The organism is Lonepinella koalarum (genome assembly GCF_004565475.1).
GTDB classification, from domain to species: Bacteria; Pseudomonadota; Gammaproteobacteria; order Enterobacterales; family Pasteurellaceae; genus Lonepinella; species Lonepinella koalarum.
Window position 1 is genome coordinate 109980 of sequence record NZ_SRHX01000006.1, and the last position, 19426, is coordinate 129405.

Sequence of the window (19426 nt, forward strand, 5' to 3'; positions counted from 1 at the left end):
CACTTTTTATTGAGAAAAATACTATGTTTGAACTAACCAAATTGATTACTGCCCTCATCTTACCGCCAGCCAATGTGATTATGCTGGCGATTTTTGCTTTATTTTGCCTATTATTTCGTTGTCCTAAATTGGCTTTTTTTAGTGCCTTATTGGCTATCGGCATTTTATACATCGTGAGCTTGCCTTATACTTCACAAAAATTCAGTGATAGCTTAATTGTCGAAGATAACCTAAGTGTAGAAGATTATCGTCAAGCTCAAGCCATTGTAGTATTAGGCGGTGGGTTGCGTGATAGCAGTGAATTGTATAATAGTTTAACGGTACCGGGTTTAGTCTTAGAACGTATGCGATATGCCACCTATTTACATAAAGAAACCGAACTACCAATTTTAGTCACGGGAGCCAGTCCAAATGGTAATTCCGAAGCCAAGGTCATGGCACAAGAATTTTTTACTTTTTTCGGTGTGCAACCAAAATGGCTAGAAGGAAAAGCGTTAAATACAGCGGAAAATGCAAAATATAGCCAAGAAATTCTTGAGCGTGAAGGCATTTCAAAAATTATTTTAATCACTAATCAATGGCATATGCAACGTGCTAAATTATTATTTGAAAAAGCGGGGTTTAGCGTATTTCCAGCCAGCGTAGGGAATGGTGTCACCCCAGAAAGCTATGATTTAAACTATATGCACTTTATTCCACAAGCTGGAGCGATTGGTGCCAATATGCAATTATTAAAAGAATGGCTCGGCTACTGGAAAGAGAAATTTTAATATGAAAATCAAATCCATTCAGTTGCCTAAACAACCATTGGTAGCGTTAAATAATATTAATGTGACATTCTTCCAAAAAGTTGCGTTGCAAAATATTAATTTACGCATTTATCCGAACTCAGTGATGACTATTGTGGGACCGAACGGTGGAGGTAAATCCACTTTATTAAAGGTATTACTGAAATTATTAACGCCGACTAGTGGTGATGTGGTTTATAGTAAAAATCTACGTATTGGCTATGTGCCACAAAAAATCCATTTAGATCCAAGTTTGCCCATAACAGTGGAAAAATTTTTATCGTTGAAAAAAGGCATTACCAAAAACGATATGCAACAGGCGTTGGAATTGCTGTCAGTTTCGCATTTAATCAAAAATAGTATGCAAAAGCTGTCTGGTGGTGAAATGCAACGGGTGTTGATAGCTCGTGCGATTTTGAATAAACCCAATTTGTTAGTGCTAGATGAACCTACTCAAGGTGTCGATATTAACGGTCAAGTAGAACTGTATCAGCTGATTAAACAAACAAGAGAAAAATTAAATTGTGCCATTCTCATGGTTTCTCATGATTTACATATCGTGATGGCGGATACCAATGAAGTCTTATGCGTTAATCATCATATTTGTTGTGCTGGCACACCTGAAGCCGTGTCTAATGATCCGAAATTTATTCATTTTTTTGGTGATCAATTTGCTAAAAATATTGCCGTTTATACGCATCATCACAACCACCAACACAATATTCACGGTGATGTCTGTTGTCAGGATGATCAGACTTGTGCAGAACATAAAAATTAAGGAAAGATATGTTTGAAATTATTTTCCCAGCTTGGCTTGCTGGTATTTTGTTGTCATTTATTACTGCACCTTTAGGGGCTTTTGTAGTGTGGCGAAAAATGGCCTATTTTGGTGATACCCTTGCTCATTCTGCCCTACTTGGTGTGGCATTGGGGATTTTCTTACAAATTAATCCGTATATTGCGATTTTAATTCTCACCCTGATTTTAGCCATTACAATGGTTTGGTTAGAAAATAATACCCAATTTTCGGTGGATACTTTACTCGGTATTATTGCTCATAGCTGTCTTTCCCTTGGTGTGATTACCGTACAATTATTACAAAATGTACGTGTAGATTTAATGGGGTATTTGTTTGGTGATTTACTGGCAGTCAACTTTGATGATCTCATTTATATTGGGGTTGGCGTTGTTGTGGTATTAAGTCTGTTACTCTATTTTTGGCGACCACTGATTTCAACCACTGTTAGCCCTGAACTAGCTCAAGTGGAAGGTATTAATGTAAAAAGAATGCGATTTATTTTAATGATTTTAACCGCACTTACTATTGCGTTAAGTATGACATTTGTCGGGGCATTAATAATTACTTCATTATTGATTATTCCAGCCGCCACCGCCAGACGTTTTGCTCGTACACCAGAAAGCATGGCAATGATTGCGGTAATCATTAGTATAATTGCGGTAAGTTTAGGGTTAACACTTTCTGCATTGTATAACACTGCTTCTGGACCATCGGTAGTGGTTGCATCAAGTGTACTGTTTTTATTTTCACTACTTAAAAAAGAAAACAGTTAAACCCATTAAAATTTATATGATAGAATTCGCTTATTTATCACTTTATTTGTAAGGGCGAATCGGTATATTTGCCCGAAAATCACGCTCCGTTTTCAGCGGCGGACACATTGGTCCGCCCTTACGATGCTAGGATCTATTAGGATTAATATGTCAACGAACCAAGAAACTGATTCAACCAAAAAGACGTCTATTCCATTTTCTCAACGGCACAAATGGAAATTATTTTTTGCCAAAGCTATTTTTAGCCTAGGTACGTTGGTAGTTTTTTATGGGGCTTATTTAGACTGGCAAATTCGTTCCAAAATGGATGGACAAATTTGGCGTTTACCTGCCGAAGTATATAGCCGTATTGAAAGTGTTCGTTTGCAAGATAATCTCACCCTAAATGATGTTACACAATTATTACTCAATAACGATTATCGTCAAACCAGCTTTGTGGCAGCCCCTGGGGATTTTAAAATTGAAAATGATACTATCGTGTTATTACGTCGATCATTTCCGTTTCCTGATAAAATGGAACCACAACGGGTGATTCGTTTACGCTTTAGTGATGAGAAATTAACGGTTATTGAAGATTTAGTCAATCAAGTGACGATTGATGAATTTCGTTTAGCCCCCAAATTAGTGGCAATGTTGCAATCTGATAATGAAGAACGCCTAGCCATTCCATTACAAAATTATCCACGACTACTGATTGATACCCTAATTTTAACCGAAGATCGCCGTTTTTATGCACATCAAGGTGTCAGTCTTATCAGTATTGCTCGTGCTATGATCAGCAATATTCGTGCGGGTCAAACTGTACAAGGTGGAAGTACCCTAACGCAACAACTGGTCAAAAATTTATTTTTAACTAATGAACGTTCGATTACACGTAAAATTAACGAAGCCTTAATGGCTATTATGTTGGATTTACGCTACGACAAAAACACTATTTTAGAAACCTATCTTAATGAAATTTATCTTGGTCAAAATGGTGACACCCAAATTCACGGTTTTGAGCTGGCGAGCCATTTCTTTTTTGGTCGTCCAGTGCGAGAAATCAGCTTAGATCAAATAGCCTTATTAGTCGGCATGGTGAAAGGTCCATCATTGTATAATCCTTGGCGTAATCCAACTAATGCGAAAGAACGTCGTAATGTTGTGTTAGGCTTAATGTTAGAACATAAAATGATCGACCAAGAATTATTTGATCTGTTAAGCCAACGTCCATTAGGTGTACAAGAAAAAGGCTCGGTTACTCGCCCCTATCCTGCATTTATTCAAACATTGCAAGCTGAATTACGCCAAAATTTGGGAGAAAATAAATCCTCCAGTTTATTGGGGGCAAGAATCTTCACAACCCTTGATGTTAAACAACAAGCTTACGCTGAACAAGCGGTTGTGGACGCTACACAAAAATTACAGTTGAAAGTGAAAAATCCACATTTACAATCTGCAATGGTCATCGCAAATTATCAAAAAGGTGAAATTAGAGCCATTGTTGGCGGATTACAAACCCAGTATGCTGGCTTTAACCGTGCATTTATGGCAAAACGTCAAATCGGTTCTTTAGTTAAACCTTCCATTTATTTAACCGCACTTTCCGATCCTGATCGGTTTAGACTGAACAGTCCGATTAATAACCAACCAATTACTATTAATATAAAAGGTAGCCCTCCTTGGCAACCCAAAAACTATGATCGTAAATATAGCGGATCAGTGTTATTAATGGATGCGTTAACTCGTTCGCTGAATATTCCAACGGTCAATATTGGCATGAAAGTAGGATTAACCAAAGTGATTGAGACCCAGCAAGCGATGGGTTGGGATCAGGTTTCGATTCCCAAAGTCCCCGCTATGTTATTAGGTTCCTATAGCATTTCTCCCTATGATGTAACAAAATTATTCCAAGTGATCGCAAATAATGGTGGCAAAATCCCATTAAGCACGATTAACACTATTACTGACCGTAAAGGTGAAGTAATTTACCAACATCAAACTGAACCAGAACAAGTCGTACCAAGTCAAGCGGCAGTACAAACCTTATATGCGATGCAACAAGTGGTAGAACGTGGCACGGCTCGCAGTTTACAAAATAATTTTGCCAACTTACATCTTGCCGGAAAAACAGGCACAACCAATGATGCTCGTGATACTTGGTATGTGGGTATTGATGGAGAAAACGTAGCAACCGTTTGGTTAGGACGTGACAACAATGGCGAAACGGGTTTAACTGGCGCAAGTGGTGCATTGGAAATTTATAAAAATTACTTACAACGTGCCGAAGTCAGCCCATTAGAACTGAAAAAAGTAGATGAAATTAAATGGGTAGGGATTAATAGCTATGGTAGTTGGAACTGTTACAGCCCTGTGCGGAATATCCCTGTTTGGGTAAATAAAGGGCAGGATTTCTGTGCTTCATCAACCATAGATCCAACCATCTTACTATCGCCCCCACGTAAAACGCCTGCACCTGTTGAAGATGCCAAACCTGCTGGTTAAATAATTGCGAACAAAAAAGTGCGGGGTATTTTGATTGAAAAATCATCAAAAATCCACCGCACTTTATGCCAATTAGCTAAAAACTAAATTGCCCAACCACAAGCATAAAATGCCACTAAAGCAATTGCAATTAACACCGTGCCAATATTGAGTTTATTGAACTCACCAGATACTACTCGACCGATCACCAACGCAGCAAAACCAAGCATAATCCCTGTCACGATATTGGCGGTTAACACAATAAATACCGCACAAATTAAACCGCTCATGGCACCGACAAAATCAGTAAAATCTAATTTACTCACATTACTTAACATTAACAAACCCACATACATTAAAGCTGGAGCCGTTGCATAGTTCGGCACTAAAAAAGCTAACGGTTGGAAAAATAACATTAATAGGAATAATACGCCGACCACAATGGCGGTGATCCCCGTTTTTCCGCCAGCCGCTGTTCCCGCCGCCGATTCAATATAGACTGCCGCAGGTGCGGTACCGAAAATACCCGAGAATAAACTACTCACAGAATCCGATGTTAACGCTTTACCGCCATTAATAATTTGTCCGTCTTTATCTAACAAATTGCCTTGCCCTGCTACCGCGCGAATGGTTCCAGTAGCATCAAATACCGCCGTCATCACCAAGGCAAAAACCACGGGTAAAATCGCAGGTTGCAATGCACCCATAATATCTAATTGTAAAAATAAAGACTGTTCGCCAAAACTCGGCATTTTAAACACATCACCTGAAAATTTCACATTCGGATCGAAAATTAAGCCGATAATAGTAATCGCAATAATCACCCAAAGGATTGCACCTTTCACTTTCATTTTCTCTAAGCCAACAATCAACGCCAAACCGATTAATGACATCAAGACAGGGAAAGAAGTAAATTCACCTAATTTAACTAAGGTACCGTTTGGATTGGATACCACAATGCCTACACCGCTCGTCGCAATTAAGAGTAAAAATAAACCAATACCAATCCCTGCACCATGAGCAATACTGGACGGCAGATTACGTAAAATCCAAGAACGAATGCCTGTGGCAGAAATTAAAGTAAACACTGCCCCCATGAGGAATACTGCTCCCAAAGCAACAGGAATACTCACCTGCTGCCCGATAACCAAACTAAATGCCGTAAATGCGGTTAATGAAATAGCACAACCAATCGCCATTGGTGCATTTGCCCATAAACCAATTAAGATTGAACCTAAACCAGAAACTAAACAGGTGGCAATAAATACACTTTCTGCGGGAAAACCAGCTTGACTAAGCATATTTGGCACCACAATAACCGAGTAAACCATTGCCAAAAAGGTGGTAAGCCCAGCGGTAATTTCTTGACGAATATTTGAACCACGAGCAGAAAGCTCGAACTGTTGTTCTAAAGACATAAAACTTCCTAAATGAGTTAAGTTGGAAAGAAGCGTATTCTACCTGAAAGCACAAAATAGTAAACGTTTGCAGAAAATATTTTTATCTTTAAACTAAGTGGGTTATATCCTAGCAAAATTATAGCTTCTATTGATGTGTTAAATATTTCCCCCAATTAAACCGCACTTTCTTGTTATTTCTATAAAGAAAACGTAAAAAGATTAAAACGGCGTAAATTTTTAATTACAAAAATAAAAATTATCGTTAGAATGGCGATACTTTTTTATCATTTATTCTTTATTTAACTAAGGAACGCTGTATGAGAAATAAAACCTTTGGTAGTGCATTAATTGTTGCGGGTACAACAATCGGTGCGGGTATGGTGTCAATGCCATTAACATCAGCTGGAATGGGCTTTGGCTATACCGTCGCATTGTTAGTGATGCTTTGGATATTATTATGTTATAGTGCGTTGCTATTTGTGGAAGTATATCAAAAAGCCGAACGCCAAGATGCAGGAATCGCGACCCTAGCCGAACAATATTTTGGGATGACTGGTCGAGTGTTAGCCACTTTAGCATTAGTTATTTTTATGTACGCCATTCTCACCGTTTATGTATTAATGAGTAGCGATTTAATCTCCACCGTATTACCTGCTTTAACCGAATATGGGACGGCGATTTCAGTTATCTTTACGATATTTTTTGCGATTTTTATTATTGCCGGTACAGGACATGTTGATATTGCCACTCGCTTACTATTTATTGCCAAATTAGCCGCATTTGTCGTGTTATTATTCCTCATGCTCCCTAAAGTGACGATGGATAATCTGATGGCAATCCCATTAGATAAAGCATTATTAATTTCGGCTAGTCCATTTTTCTTTACTTCTTTTGGTTTCCATGTGGTCATTCCAAGTATCAACCGATATTTAGAAGGCAATGTTGCCCGTTTAAGAACCTCTATTATTGTGGGAACAGGGTTGCCTTTAGCACTCTATATTATGTGGCAAATGTCAACTCACGGTGTGTTGACACAATCTGAATTTGTGCAAATTCTTAATCAAGAACCCACATTAGGCGGATTAATCAAAGCGGTAACACATATCACGGGTAGCCATTTTATCGGTTGGTCGGTACGTTTATTTTCATTATTTGCCTTGATCACATCTTTCTTAGGCGTTGCACTCGCCTTATTTGATTGCTTAGATGATCTGCTAAAGCGCATAAAAATTAGATCTAACCGTCTATCGTTAGGCTTATTAACCTTTATACCCGTGTTATTCTTCGCTTTGTTCTATAATGATTTCTTATCCGTATTAGCTTTTGCTGGACAAATGTTTACTTTCTATGGTTTAGTGTTGCCAGTGGGTATGGCGTGGCGTGCAAGAAAACGTTATCCAGAAATGCCTTATCGAGTCATCGGTGGCAACATTTCTTTACTGATTGCTTTACTACTTGGTGTGTTAATTATTAATGTGCCATTCTTAATTCAGGCAGGTTATTTACCGAATGTCATCGGTTAGCATGAAATCTAGGTGTATGACAATGCACCTTTGAATAGTATAAGTGCAGTGAAAAATAATGATTTTTTCACCGCACTTTTGTCTATGATGCCTGATCTTATTGAGCGACTTGTTTTGCCAAAGCAAAATTACCTAAAGTAGCCGAACCATTTTCCGCTACCGCTGGGATAACAATATATTCATTCAAATCAGGTACTGGCACATAGCCATTTAACAGTTCAGCAAATTGCTGACGAACGCGTTGCAACATATGATGCTGAGCCATGACACCACCGCCAAATACAATCACTTGTGGACGATATAATAGGGTCGCTTGTAAGGCTGCTTGTGCAATGTAATAGGCTTGAATATCCCAAATATCAGCATCTTGAGCAATTAATTCGCCGCGAATACCAGAACGCGCTTGCAGTGATGGACCAGCGGATAAACCCTCTAAACAATTTTTATGGAAAGGGCAAGTACCGTGAAAACCTTTAGCTTGATCTTGTGGATGTAACGCCACTAAAACATGACCTGCTTCGGTATGACCAATCCCTCCGACAAATTCACCATGCTGAATAGCACCCGCGCCAATACCTGTGCCAATCGTATAATAAACCAAACTCGTCACATTTTTACGTACAAAAGTTTCACCAAAAGCGGATGAATTCACATCGGTAGTAAAGTAGAAAGGTACATTAACCGCTTTTTTAATCGTTCCCACTAAATCCACATTTGCCCAGTTTGGCTTTGGTGTAGTAGTAATATAACCATAGGTTGGTGAATTTTTATCAATATCAATCGGACCAAATGAACCAATCCCAATACCTTGTAAACGATCTGCATAACGTTGGAAAAAAACGACTGTTTGAGTGAGCGTTTCATCTGGTGTTGTAGTTGGAAATTGTACTTTTTCCACGACATTAAACTGCTCATCCCCTACTGCACAAATAAATTTTGTGCCACCCGCTTCAAGGCTGCCATATAATTTTGTCATCATTAATTCTCTTTATTCTACAGTTACGAATAATGTAGGGGCGAACCCATGGATTCGCCTCTACAAATTAATCTTATTTTACTACTTTCAAGAAATTCTCACCATGAGCAGTATTACCAGTGGCAATACCTGTTACAGCTTTAAATTCATCCGTATTGGTAATAATCAACACTGTCGTGTGATCGAATCCAGCTGCTGCAATTTTAGCTAAATCAAAGTTGGCTAAAGGCGTACCCGCTTTTACTTGCTCACCTACTTTTACCAATGGTTTAAAACCGTCACCTTTCATTTTCACCGTATCAATACCGATATGGATTAAAATTTCCGTACCATTTGTCGTTTTTAAACCATAAGCATGACCAGTATCATGAACAATTTCAACGATCGCATCGGCTGGAGCATAAGCCACACCTTCAGTTGGTTTAACCGCTAGACCATCACCCATTACACCAGATGAAAAAACAGGATCATTTACGTTTTGTAAAGCAACAATTTCACCCGTCATCGGAGCAAGCAAAATTTCTTCCTCAGGTTTACTTGCAACCGCTACAGGGGTTTCAACTGCGGTGTTTTTTTCTGCTGTTTTTGGTTCAACTTTTTTCTCAGTTGGCTTTTCATCTTCATAACCAAACATATAGGTCAATGCAAAGGCTACGGCTGTAGTTGACAACACCATGATGACATAAGACAGAATTTGCCCGTTAAGATAAAGTAATGATCCCGGAATAATGGTAATACCAAAACCCGTGCCAGCAAGCCCTAAAATGGAAGCTAAACAACCACCAAATGCACCCGCAATTAAACCCATAATAAATGGTTTACCATAGCGTAAATTAACCCCGAAGATCGCTGGTTCAGTAATTCCTAAACCCGCAGAAAGGGCGGCTGGATAAGCCAAGGCTTTTAATTTCAATGATTTGGTTTTGAAACCAACGGCTAAGGTTGCCCCTGCTTGAGCTGTCATCGCTGCGGTGATAATCGCATTAAATGGATCCTGTCCGTCCGCAGCAATAAGTTGAGATTCAAGCAAGTTGAAAATATGATGTACGCCAGTAACAACAATGACTTGATGTACCCCACCAATAATTAGTCCTGAAATACCATAAGGTAAAGCTAACAAGAATTTAGTACCGGCTAGTACATAGTCTTCAACCGAGTGGAAAATCGGACCAATCACCAATAAGGCTAAAATAGACATCACTAAAAACGTGGTAAATGGCACCACTAATAATGCTAATACATCAGGTACTCTTTTACTAAACCATTGCTCAAATTTCGCACCAATGAGACCGACAAAAAATGCTGGTAAAACAGAGTTTTGATAACCGACTACAGGAATAAAATCAAAGAAGTAAATCGGTTCAGCACCACCAGAAGCAACAGCCCACGCATTAGGCAAAGCAGGACTGACCATCATTAAGCCTAAAACTAATCCAATAATCGGATTGCCCCCGAACACTCGGAAAGCCGACCAACAAATTAAAGCGGGGAAGAAAATAAAGGCGGTATCAGTCAACACCTGCGTATAAACATAGAAATTTGATGCGGAGAATGCGGCAGATGTTGTACCAAATAAGCTTAAAATCTCATCATTGTTAATGGCCCCACGTACCCCCATAAACAAACCGGTTGCGACAATAGCCGGTAATAAGGGTACAAATACATCACCAAAGGTACGAATTGCACGTTTAAACCAATGCCCTTGTGGTGGAACGGGTGCGGCAGTTTGTGTCGTTTGAGTTGAACCACCATTCAATGCCATCACTTCCGCATAAATTTTGTTTACTGTCCCTGTACCCAAAATAATTTGATATTGTCCTGAATTAAAGAATGCCCCTTTGACTTTATCCAAGTCTTCGATAGTATCTTTATCAATTTTTGACTCATCTTTTACCATAATACGTAAACGAGTCGCACAATGTGCAAAACTTTGCACGTTGTCAAAGCCGCCAATAGCTTCAACAATTTTCTTTGCAATTTCTGTATCGTTCATCATTGCAAAATCTCCATAAGATAAGGGTTAATAAACTATCATTCACTCTATCATTTTTTGTTGATAAATTAAACATAAATAATATAAATATTACTTTTTCAAAGTACAAAGATTAGGTACTATACAAGGAAATATCATTATTGGAGAGAATTATGGCATTTACCACAGAACAACGTTATCGAGCTTATGCTGACTGGTCAGCGGAGTACATCGAAAAAATTAAAAAAAACACCGCACTTTCACCATGGCGGACGCATTTTCATATTGAAACGCCACACGGTTTACTCAACGATCCAAACGGTTTTTCCTATTTTAATGGTAAATTCACCCTATTTTACCAATATTTTCCTTTCGGAGCCGCTCATGGCTTAAAATCTTGGGTACACACGGAAAGTAAGGATCTCGTGCATTTCAAACAAACTGGCACTGTCATATACCCCGATACCCCTTTAGATAGTCATGGTGCTTACTCCGGCTCCGCCATGCAATTTGGTGATAAATTATTTCTCTTTTACACAGGTAATGTACGTGATGAAAATTGGGTGCGCCACCCTTATCAAATCGGAGCGTTAATGGATCAGAAAGGCAACATTGAAAAGCTCAATAAAATACTCATTGAGCAACCTGATGATGTCACCGATCATTTTCGTGATCCTCAAATTTTTAATTACCAAGGACAATATTACGCTATTGTAGGCGGGCAAAACCTGAATAAAAAAGGCATTATTAAGCTCTACAAAGCACATAATAATGACTACCAGCAATGGGATTACGTCAATGATCTTGATTTTGCCAATGATAATACTGCCTATATGATGGAATGCCCGAATCTTGTTTTTGTCGATAGCAAACCTGTGTTAATCTATTGTCCGCAAGGCTTAGATAAGTCCGTGTTGGATTATCAAAATATTTATCCCAATATGTTCAAAATCGGCGATAACCTTGATGTAGAACAAGCAAAATTAGTCAATCCTACCCCATTACAACAATTAGATTACGGCTTTGAATGTTACGCGACACAAGCCTTTAATGCACCTGATGGTCGAGCCTTATGTATCAGTTGGTTAGCCTTGCCAGATATGGAATATCCAACGGATAAATATGATTATCAAGGCTGTCTTTCTTTAGTTAAACAGCTTGCTATTCAGAATGGCAAGTTATATCAATATCCTGTGGAAGATATTGTTAATTTAAGAACCAGCAAGGAAATTTTTGCAGAACGCCAACACACCAATAATATTTACGAATTAGCACTCAATTTCGCACCAAACATTCGTCACGAAATGGTATTAATGGCGGATAAAAATGGTAACGGATTAACTATTATCGTTGACACCACGAAAGGTGAAATCATTGTAGATCGCTCAAACTGCGGTGAAAAATTTGCAGAAAAATTTGGTACCGTTCGCTCTTGTCAAATTGAAAAACAAGCCACCACTGCTCGTATTTTTATAGATAGATCGGTGTTTGAAATCTTTATCAATGGCGGTGAAAAGGTCTTTTCTGGACGTGTTTTCCCGAATGCGGAGCAAACTGGGATTGCCATTAAACAAGGCAATCCAACGGGCTATTTCTATCAACTATAATGTAATCTAAGTATAGGGTGCATTTTACTTGCACCCTTATATCCTGATTAAAATTTATCTTTATCTTGTCTAAACTTAATAAATTGTGGTAAATCTTCTGCCTGCAAAAATGGATTAATGTCCTTTTCTAAGGATAAAGTCGTCGGCATACTCGGCAATCCTTGTTTTCTCAAGGATTCAACCAAAACTTTATGCTTTTGCACCGCACTTTTATCTTCTAATACGGTTTCGGCAAACGCTAAATTCGCTAAGGTATATTCGTGTCCAGCACAAATCAATGTATCATCAGGCAAGGCTTTCAAGCGTTGAATAGATTCAAACATCTGCTGATAATCTCCTGTAAACACTCGACCACAACCCGCTGAAAACAAACAATCACCACAAAATAAATGACTGTCAACCCAAAAACTCACATGATTTGTCGTATGCCCTCCGGTTGGAATAACTTCAATACGATAATCATTTAATTCAAATTTCCCCCTATCCACCACTTGCGTTAAACCCAAATACGCACATTCAGTTGGACCAATAATCGGCACATCAGGAAAATGGTGTTTAAATTCCGCCACACCAGCGACATGGTCATTATGGTTATGAGTCAACAAAAGTGCGGTAATTTTATAGGGATTTTGTTCAAAAAATGATAAGATAGGCTCAATTTCTGGAATATCGATCACAATTATCGATAAATTATCTCGTGAATAAAGCCAAATATAGTTATCATGACGGGCAGGAATTGCTTTTAACATTGTTTTCTCTCTCTCAGGTTGAATATGGCACAAATACGTTGGCACGCAAAAGCAGCGAAAGCGTTTAAATTACCGTCTAGTTGGCAGCAGTTGCCAAAAGGTGAACAATATTGCGAAACGCTTGGGTCTTATTTTGCCAAATTTTCGCCGTTAATAACAGGAAAACAATTAGTTCGTCTAGGTGGATTAAGTGCCGAGCTAGAATGTAAAATGTCGCTCCCCTATCATTTTGTGCTCAGTCCCGAAATAAGTAACCATTTAACCGCACTTTCTAGCCAAAATAGTTATTCTCTAATTCAGGGGGATTTGATTGAATTGCCGTTTGAAAGTCAATCCGTAGATGTTTGTATATCCGCCAATACGCTCAATTTTATGCAAGATCCACATCAACTATTACGTGAAATTCAACGAATTTTAACCGATGATGGTTATTTATTTTTATCGATTTTTAATCCAATCAGTTCATTAATGCTAAAAAGAGAGTTATCCCAATCACAACGCTCAAAGCTACCGTTCCGCCATTTTCTGCCTTGTCGCATTATTGACTGGTTACATTTGCTCAATTTTGAGATTATTCAACAACAAACTTTAGGTAATCTGTTTGCTATTGTGGCAAAAAAACAAACCTATCCATTGAGTTTGCAACCACAAAAACAGCGATTTGAGCCAAGCAAGATCTTTCAGGGCGAGCCTGTTGGGGCGTTTAAGGGAGTGGAAAAACACGAGATATAAGGTGCGAAAGAACGCACCTTTTAATCTTAAAGACGAGAAATCTGTTCAAAAATAGCAGGTGATTTATCTACCATTTTTAATAATAATATCGCTTGTGGGTTAGGTTTAGATTTTCCTTGTTCCCAGCCTTGATATGTCCGCACACTGGTACGTAATTTTTTGGCAAAAACCGCTTGAGAGAGATTGAGTTTTTCTCGAATAGTTTTTACTTCTGTCGCCGAAATATCAACAGGTTTATCATCAGGAAGTTCTAATGTGGTTGTTTTTAGGGTGATTTTGCCTTGTTCATGTAAAATAATTTGTTCAAGACCTTCTTTTATTTCATTAAAAAGATTACGCTCCATAATTATTCTCCTTGTTTAATGACATCTAATAAATTAGCAAATACTTTTCGTTCTTCAGTACTCATGTCGTCTTTCGTATTTTTCCCATAAGCCGTAATTAAGTAGAATATTCCCCGAGAAGAACGCCAGTAATAAATCACTCTCGCACCGCCTCTTTTACCTTTATTTCTTTGCTTATCTGCAATCCGAACTTTTCGCAGTCCTCCAGTATGCTGAATAAGCTCACCTTTTTCAGGATCAGCAAGCAATTCATTTTGAAACTGTCTAAAATCTTCATCCGTTAAGAACTCATTTCGATAACGTTCAAAATAAGGTAATTCAATAAAAATGGCTTTCATCACAGCACTTCCTTAATCAATTTCACAGAATTAAATCATACTCTTTTTGCGTATAGTTAGCAATAATAAAATCAACGCCCAAACACCAGCACATTGCCAAATCCCTGCTCTTTCAAATACAACGCCTGCAATTTGCTCATTACCCCACGTTCGCAATACAGTACATAATTTTTACTTTGGTCAAGATTACCAAATTGCGAACTAAGTTTATAAAATGGCATTAATTGTACGGTTTTGCCATCCAATACCAGCGGTTTTTCATCAATTTCTTCTGGGCTACGAATATCTAAAATCACGTCATTTTCGCCTAACACAGAAACGGCGTCCACTTGCACCACGTCTTTTTCGGTTTGCTCGGCAATTTGACGAATATCTAAATATTGTGCATTTTGCACCGCACTTTCTAACACGTTAAAATCAAAATTTTGTTCTTCGGCTTCAATTTTTGCCCGAATCGCTTTTACCGTTGGATTTTTAGAAATTACCCCACAAAATTCAGGCATAGATTTGGCAATATCGTCCGTGCCGATCTGTTTTGCCATGGCAATAATTTGCTCTTTATCGTGCGTAATCAGTGGACGCAATACCAATGCAGAACTTGCTTCATCAATCAAACGTAAATTAGTCAGTGTTTGGCTCGACACCTGCCCTAAAGCTTCCCCCGTAACAATCGCTTCAATAGCAAACCGTTCAGCAACTCGGCTGGCGGCTCGCACCATCATGCGTTTTAACACCACGCCCATTTGCCCGTTATCCACTTTTTCTAAAATTTCACCCACCACATTTTCAAAATTAATCGCAATAAAACGTACTTTATGGGAACTGCTATAACGCTGCCAAATATGATACGCCATTTGTTTCACGCCAATTTCGTGTGCTGCTCCTCCAAGATTAAAGAAACAATAATGTACACGGCTACCACGACGAATCAGCATATAACTCGACACCCCCGAATCAAAGCCACCCGAAATCAAGGAAAGCACATCTTCTTGCGTGCCTATCGGATAACCACCAATACCTTCAAAGCGTTGTTTAATAAAGATTAATTTATCATTTTCTACTTCAATGCGTACCGTCACATCAGGATTTTTCAATTTCACTTTGGCGGTTTCAATATGTTGATTTAACCCACCACCCACATAACGCTCAATTTCTAGCGAACTAAAGGAATGTTGCCCACGGCGTTTGGCTCGCACACAAAAAGTTTTGCCATTTAGGCTGTCACCCACCTGTGCCAAAGTTTGCTCAAAAATATTGTGCAGATCGGTAAACGGTTTTTCTTCCACTTCTAAAAAATGATGGATCCCCGGAATTCGCCCTATTAGCTCAATTAACTGCGGTCGATATTCTTCATTTTTTGACCGCACTTCAATAAAATCCCAATGTCGCACCACCGCCAATGTATCATCGTGTTTGCTTAACACTTGGCGAATATTGCTGGTTAAAATCTTAATAAACCGCTTACGCACGCTGTCGCTTTTAATCATGATTTCAGGGAAAAGTTTGATGATAAATTTCATTGGATTACTCTGTTTATTGGTTGTTAGGGTAAAAATTGGGGGCATTATAGCACAACATGATGTGAATATTCGGTGAATTATCACAATCCGCAACAGGTTAGTATATTGCACAAAAAACAATACTGGTATTTATTTTAACCTTTTGAAGTGTAGAAGATAAAACACAATACAAATAATGACGATAATTCGTCAACACGTATTAATCTAATAAGCATATTGGTAACATCCTGCGATAATCAAATAAGATTGTTAATAGGATATTTCCCACATATTCCATATCAGAAAATTTCAAAAAATAACCGCACTTTAATCCAAAAATGCGGTTATATTGCCAATATTTTTACAGCAAAATTATAGTGCTTTCAAAATATCTTCCACACGTTCTTTTGCATCACCAAACAACATTTGGGTATTTTCTTTGAAGAAGAGTGGATTTTGTACACCTGCGTAACCCACCGCCATAGAGCGTTTGAACACAATCACATTTTGAGCTTTCCACACTTCTAACACTGGCATGCCTGCAATCGGGCTATTTGGATCGTCTAATGCCGCAGGGTTAACTGTATCATTTGCTCCGATCACTAATACCACGTCTGTATCTGGGAAATCTTCGTTGATTTCGTCCATTTCCAATACCACGTCATAAGGTACTTTGGCTTCCGCTAATAATACGTTCATGTGACCCGGTAAACGTCCTGCCACAGGGTGAATACCGAAACGCACGTTAATACCACGTTCACGTAATTTCGCCGTAATATCTGCCACTGGATATTGTGCTTGAGCGACTGCCATGCCATATCCTGGGGTGATAATCACAGAACTGGCATTTTTCAATAATTCTGCCACTTCTTCTGCGGTCGTTTCACGATGCTCACCTTGTTCTTCATCAGAACTTGCTACTACGTCATTACCAAAACCACCAGCAATAACACTAATAAATGAGCGGTTCATGGCTTTACACATAATGTAAGAAAGGATTGCACCAGACGAACCTACCAACGCACCCGTGACGATTAATAAGTCGTTGTTCAACATAAAGCCTGCTGCCGCTGCTGCCCAACCTGAATAAGAGTTCAGCATTGACACCACCACTGGCATATCTGCACCACCGATAGATGCCACCAAATGCCAACCGAATGCAAGAGCAATGGCTGTCATCAATAACACAGGGAAGATATTTTCAGGTGAATTTAAGAATGCCACCATTAATAACGCTGATACCACAAGAGCCGCTAAATTTAATTTATGGCGATGTGGTAACATTAAGGCTTTAGAGTTAATAATACCACGTAATTTACCAAATGCCACAATAGAACCAGTGAACGTTACCGCACCAATAAAGATACCTAAAAAGACTTCCACATTATGAATATTAGCAAGGACTTCTTGTTCTGCTAAGAATGTCGCTTTTGCCGTTTCTAAGGCTTCTGGGCTAGTAAACGTCATGCCTTCTGGTGCCACAAATTCTGGTTGAATATGTAAACCAAAACTATTAAAGCCGACTAAAACCGCCGCTAACCCCACAAAACTATGCAGCATGGCGACTAATTCTGGCATTTCTGTCATTTCTACTTTTAATGCACGATGAATGCCCAGAATTGCACCGATAATCATGGCAATAATAATCCAGAATTGACCTTCTGTAGCGGGTCCGAAAATCGTTGCTACTAAAGCAATCGTCATACCAACGATGCCGTACCAACACCCTGCTTTTGCTGTTTCATGTTTAGAAAGACCAGCCAAACTCATAATGAAAAGTAATGCCGACACAATATATGCCGCTTGTACTAAACCTAATGACATTGTCGTACTCCTTAACCTTTTCTAAACATGGCAAGCATACGTTGGGTGACTTTGAATCCCCCGAAAATATTGATGCTTGCAACCAAAATGGCAATAAATGCTAATATGCTGACAAAGAAATTCCCTTGTGCAATTTGCAATACTGCCCCGACAATAATAATGCCCGAAATCGCGTTAGTCACCGCCATTAACGGGGTATGTAATGCGTGACTGACGTTCCAAACTACATAATAACCCACTACACAGGCTAATACGAATACCGTGAAGTGCGATAAGAATGCCGCAGGTGTCACTGACGCTAACCATAAAAATAAGCAAACTACCGCAGCTATTACGCCGTATTTAACACGTGGATCCGCTGGTTTCGTTTCTTTTTTCGCAACAGGTGCTGCCGCTTGTTTTTGCGGTTGAGCAGACACTTGAATTGGTGGTGCTGGCCAAGTAATTTCGCCATCACGAATCACGGTCACACCACGCAATACCACATCTTCAAAATTAATATCAATTTGACCATCTTTATTTGGTGCTAATAATTTCAATAAATTAACTAAGTTAGTACCATAAAGTTGAGAGGATTGGGTTGGTAAACGAGCTGGGAAGTCAGTATAACCAATCACTTTCACTTGATTATCGGTGACAAAAATTTCACCTGCATTGGTATATTCGCAGTTACCACCTGTCGCTGCGGCTAAATCCACAATCACCGAACCTGGTTTCATGGAATCCACCATTTCTTTGGTAATCAAACGTGGTGCTGGTTTCCCTGGAATAGCCGCTGTAGTAATAATAATATCGACTTCTTTGGCTTGTGCGGCATAAAGTTCCATCGCACGGCGGTTAAATTCTTCTGACATCACTTTCGCATAACCGTCACCAGAACCCCCTTCTTCTTCGAAATCAATTTCTAAGAAGTCTGCCCCCATTGATTTAACTTGCTCTTTTACTTCTGGACGACTATCAAAAGCACGTACAATCGCACCAAGACTATTTGCCGCACCGATAGCAGCAAGCCCCGCCACACCTGCACCGATAACCAAGACTTTAGCGGGTGGTACTTTACCCGCAGCAGTAATCTGTCCAGTAAAGAAACTACCAAAAGAATTCGCTGCTTCGATAACCGCACGATAACCAGAAATATTTGCCATAGATGATAACGCATCTAAAGCTTGAGCTCGTGAAATACGTGGTACAGAATCCATGGCTAATACATTAATTTTCTTTTCAGATAATTTTTGCATTAATTCAGGATTTTGGGCTGGCCAAATAAAGCTTACTAAGGTTGCCCCTTGTTTAATTAAGGCAATTTCAGCATCAGTCGGAGCATTTACTTTAAAAATTAAATCCGCATTCCAAACGTCTTGAGCAGATCCAACTTTTGCCCCAGCATCTATAAAGGCTTGATCTTCAAAACTGGCTTTAAAACCTGCATCGTGTTCTACGATCACATCAAAGCCGAGTTTCTGAATTTGCTGAACTGTCTTTGGCGTTGCCGCCACACGACTTTCATTATCAAGCAGTTCTCTAGGTACACCAATCAACATAATGTTTCCTTCAAATCGGTTGATTACAAATAAAATGGATAATCAAGGACTATCCAACCCGTCAATATGACAAAAAGTCAAACTATCTTAACTGTACC

At 39.0% G+C, this 19426-nt stretch carries 16 protein-coding genes; 7 read left to right on the forward strand and 9 right to left on the reverse strand.

The window, feature by feature from the left end; translation table 11 throughout:
* Nucleotides 1-23 precede the first annotated feature (23 nt).
* The 4 genes from E0709_RS08680 to mrcB all read left to right on the forward strand — a co-directional run bounded on the left by E0709_RS08680 (nt 24) and on the right by mrcB (nt 4844).
* Nucleotides 24-770, forward strand: a complete 747-nt coding sequence (locus tag E0709_RS08680; protein ID WP_132302442.1) for a YdcF family protein — start codon at nt 24-26, stop codon at nt 768-770.
* A 1-nt stretch (nt 771) separates the two neighbouring features.
* Nucleotides 772-1566 (forward strand): zinc ABC transporter ATP-binding protein ZnuC, encoded by a 795-nt coding sequence (gene znuC, locus E0709_RS08685; protein WP_132302441.1) that lies wholly within the window; start codon nt 772-774, stop codon nt 1564-1566.
* An 8-nt stretch (nt 1567-1574) separates the two neighbouring features.
* Entirely contained in the window at nt 1575-2360 is a 786-nt protein-coding gene (gene znuB / locus E0709_RS08690) for a zinc ABC transporter permease subunit ZnuB (RefSeq protein WP_132302440.1), read from the forward strand.
* Nucleotides 2361-2507: 147 nt separating this feature from the next.
* Nucleotides 2508-4844, forward strand: a complete 2337-nt coding sequence (mrcB, locus tag E0709_RS08695; RefSeq protein WP_132302439.1) for a penicillin-binding protein 1B — start codon at nt 2508-2510, stop codon at nt 4842-4844.
* Nucleotides 4845-4927: 83 nt separating this feature from the next.
* Here mrcB and E0709_RS08700 read toward each other — a convergent pair whose 3' ends face one another.
* Complete coding sequence (locus tag E0709_RS08700) at nt 4928-6241, reverse strand: NCS2 family permease (RefSeq protein ID WP_132302438.1); 1314 nt, start codon at nt 6239-6241, stop codon at nt 4928-4930.
* Nucleotides 6242-6540: 299 nt separating this feature from the next.
* Between E0709_RS08700 and E0709_RS08705 the strand changes: the two genes are divergently transcribed.
* On the forward strand, nt 6541-7746 hold the full coding sequence (locus E0709_RS08705; RefSeq protein WP_132302437.1) for an aromatic amino acid transport family protein: 1206 nt from the start codon (nt 6541-6543) through the stop codon (nt 7744-7746).
* A 97-nt stretch (nt 7747-7843) separates the two neighbouring features.
* Here the strand turns inward: E0709_RS08705 and scrK are convergent, their stop codons facing one another.
* Nucleotides 7844-8725: a fructokinase ScrK gene (gene scrK, locus E0709_RS08710; RefSeq protein ID WP_207905251.1), complete on the reverse strand. Its 882-nt coding sequence runs from the start codon at nt 8723-8725 to the stop codon at nt 7844-7846.
* Between the two features lie 70 nt (nt 8726-8795).
* A complete protein-coding gene (locus E0709_RS08715; protein ID WP_207905250.1) occupies nt 8796-10718 on the reverse strand; it encodes a PTS sucrose transporter subunit IIABC in 1923 nt (640 codons plus the stop codon).
* Between the two features lie 149 nt (nt 10719-10867).
* Between E0709_RS08715 and E0709_RS08720 the strand changes: the two genes are divergently transcribed.
* Entirely contained in the window at nt 10868-12301 is a 1434-nt protein-coding gene (locus E0709_RS08720; RefSeq protein WP_132302436.1) for a sucrose-6-phosphate hydrolase, read from the forward strand.
* A 47-nt stretch (nt 12302-12348) separates the two neighbouring features.
* Here the strand turns inward: E0709_RS08720 and gloB are convergent, their stop codons facing one another.
* The gene (gene gloB / locus E0709_RS08725) at nt 12349-13050 is read right to left on the reverse strand and encodes a hydroxyacylglutathione hydrolase (protein ID WP_132302435.1); all 702 of its coding nucleotides are present in this window, start codon (nt 13048-13050) and stop codon (nt 12349-12351) included.
* A gap of 24 nt (nt 13051-13074) precedes the next feature.
* Here gloB and E0709_RS08730 point away from each other — a divergent pair, with 24 nt between their 5' ends.
* Nucleotides 13075-13782, forward strand: coding sequence for a class I SAM-dependent methyltransferase (locus tag E0709_RS08730; protein WP_132302434.1), 708 nt, complete (start codon nt 13075-13077; stop codon nt 13780-13782).
* Nucleotides 13783-13808: 26 nt separating this feature from the next.
* On the opposite strand, the gene E0709_RS08735 is transcribed toward E0709_RS08730, so the two are convergent.
* From E0709_RS08735 to pntA, 5 genes are all read right to left on the reverse strand, one after another.
* Nucleotides 13809-14126: a helix-turn-helix domain-containing protein gene (locus E0709_RS08735; protein WP_132302433.1), complete on the reverse strand. Its 318-nt coding sequence runs from the start codon at nt 14124-14126 to the stop codon at nt 13809-13811.
* Nucleotides 14127-14128: 2 nt separating this feature from the next.
* Nucleotides 14129-14464, reverse strand: coding sequence for a type II toxin-antitoxin system RelE/ParE family toxin (locus E0709_RS08740; RefSeq protein ID WP_132302547.1), 336 nt, complete (start codon nt 14462-14464; stop codon nt 14129-14131).
* 71 nt (nt 14465-14535) lie between these two features.
* Nucleotides 14536-15984, reverse strand: coding sequence for a tRNA uracil 4-sulfurtransferase ThiI (thiI, locus tag E0709_RS08745; protein WP_132302432.1), 1449 nt, complete (start codon nt 15982-15984; stop codon nt 14536-14538).
* 351 nt (nt 15985-16335) lie between these two features.
* Nucleotides 16336-17787: a Re/Si-specific NAD(P)(+) transhydrogenase subunit beta gene (gene pntB, locus E0709_RS08750; protein WP_132302431.1), complete on the reverse strand. Its 1452-nt coding sequence runs from the start codon at nt 17785-17787 to the stop codon at nt 16336-16338.
* An 11-nt stretch (nt 17788-17798) separates the two neighbouring features.
* Nucleotides 17799-19328: a Re/Si-specific NAD(P)(+) transhydrogenase subunit alpha gene (pntA, locus tag E0709_RS08755; protein ID WP_132302430.1), complete on the reverse strand. Its 1530-nt coding sequence runs from the start codon at nt 19326-19328 to the stop codon at nt 17799-17801.
* Nucleotides 19329-19426 lie beyond the last annotated feature (98 nt).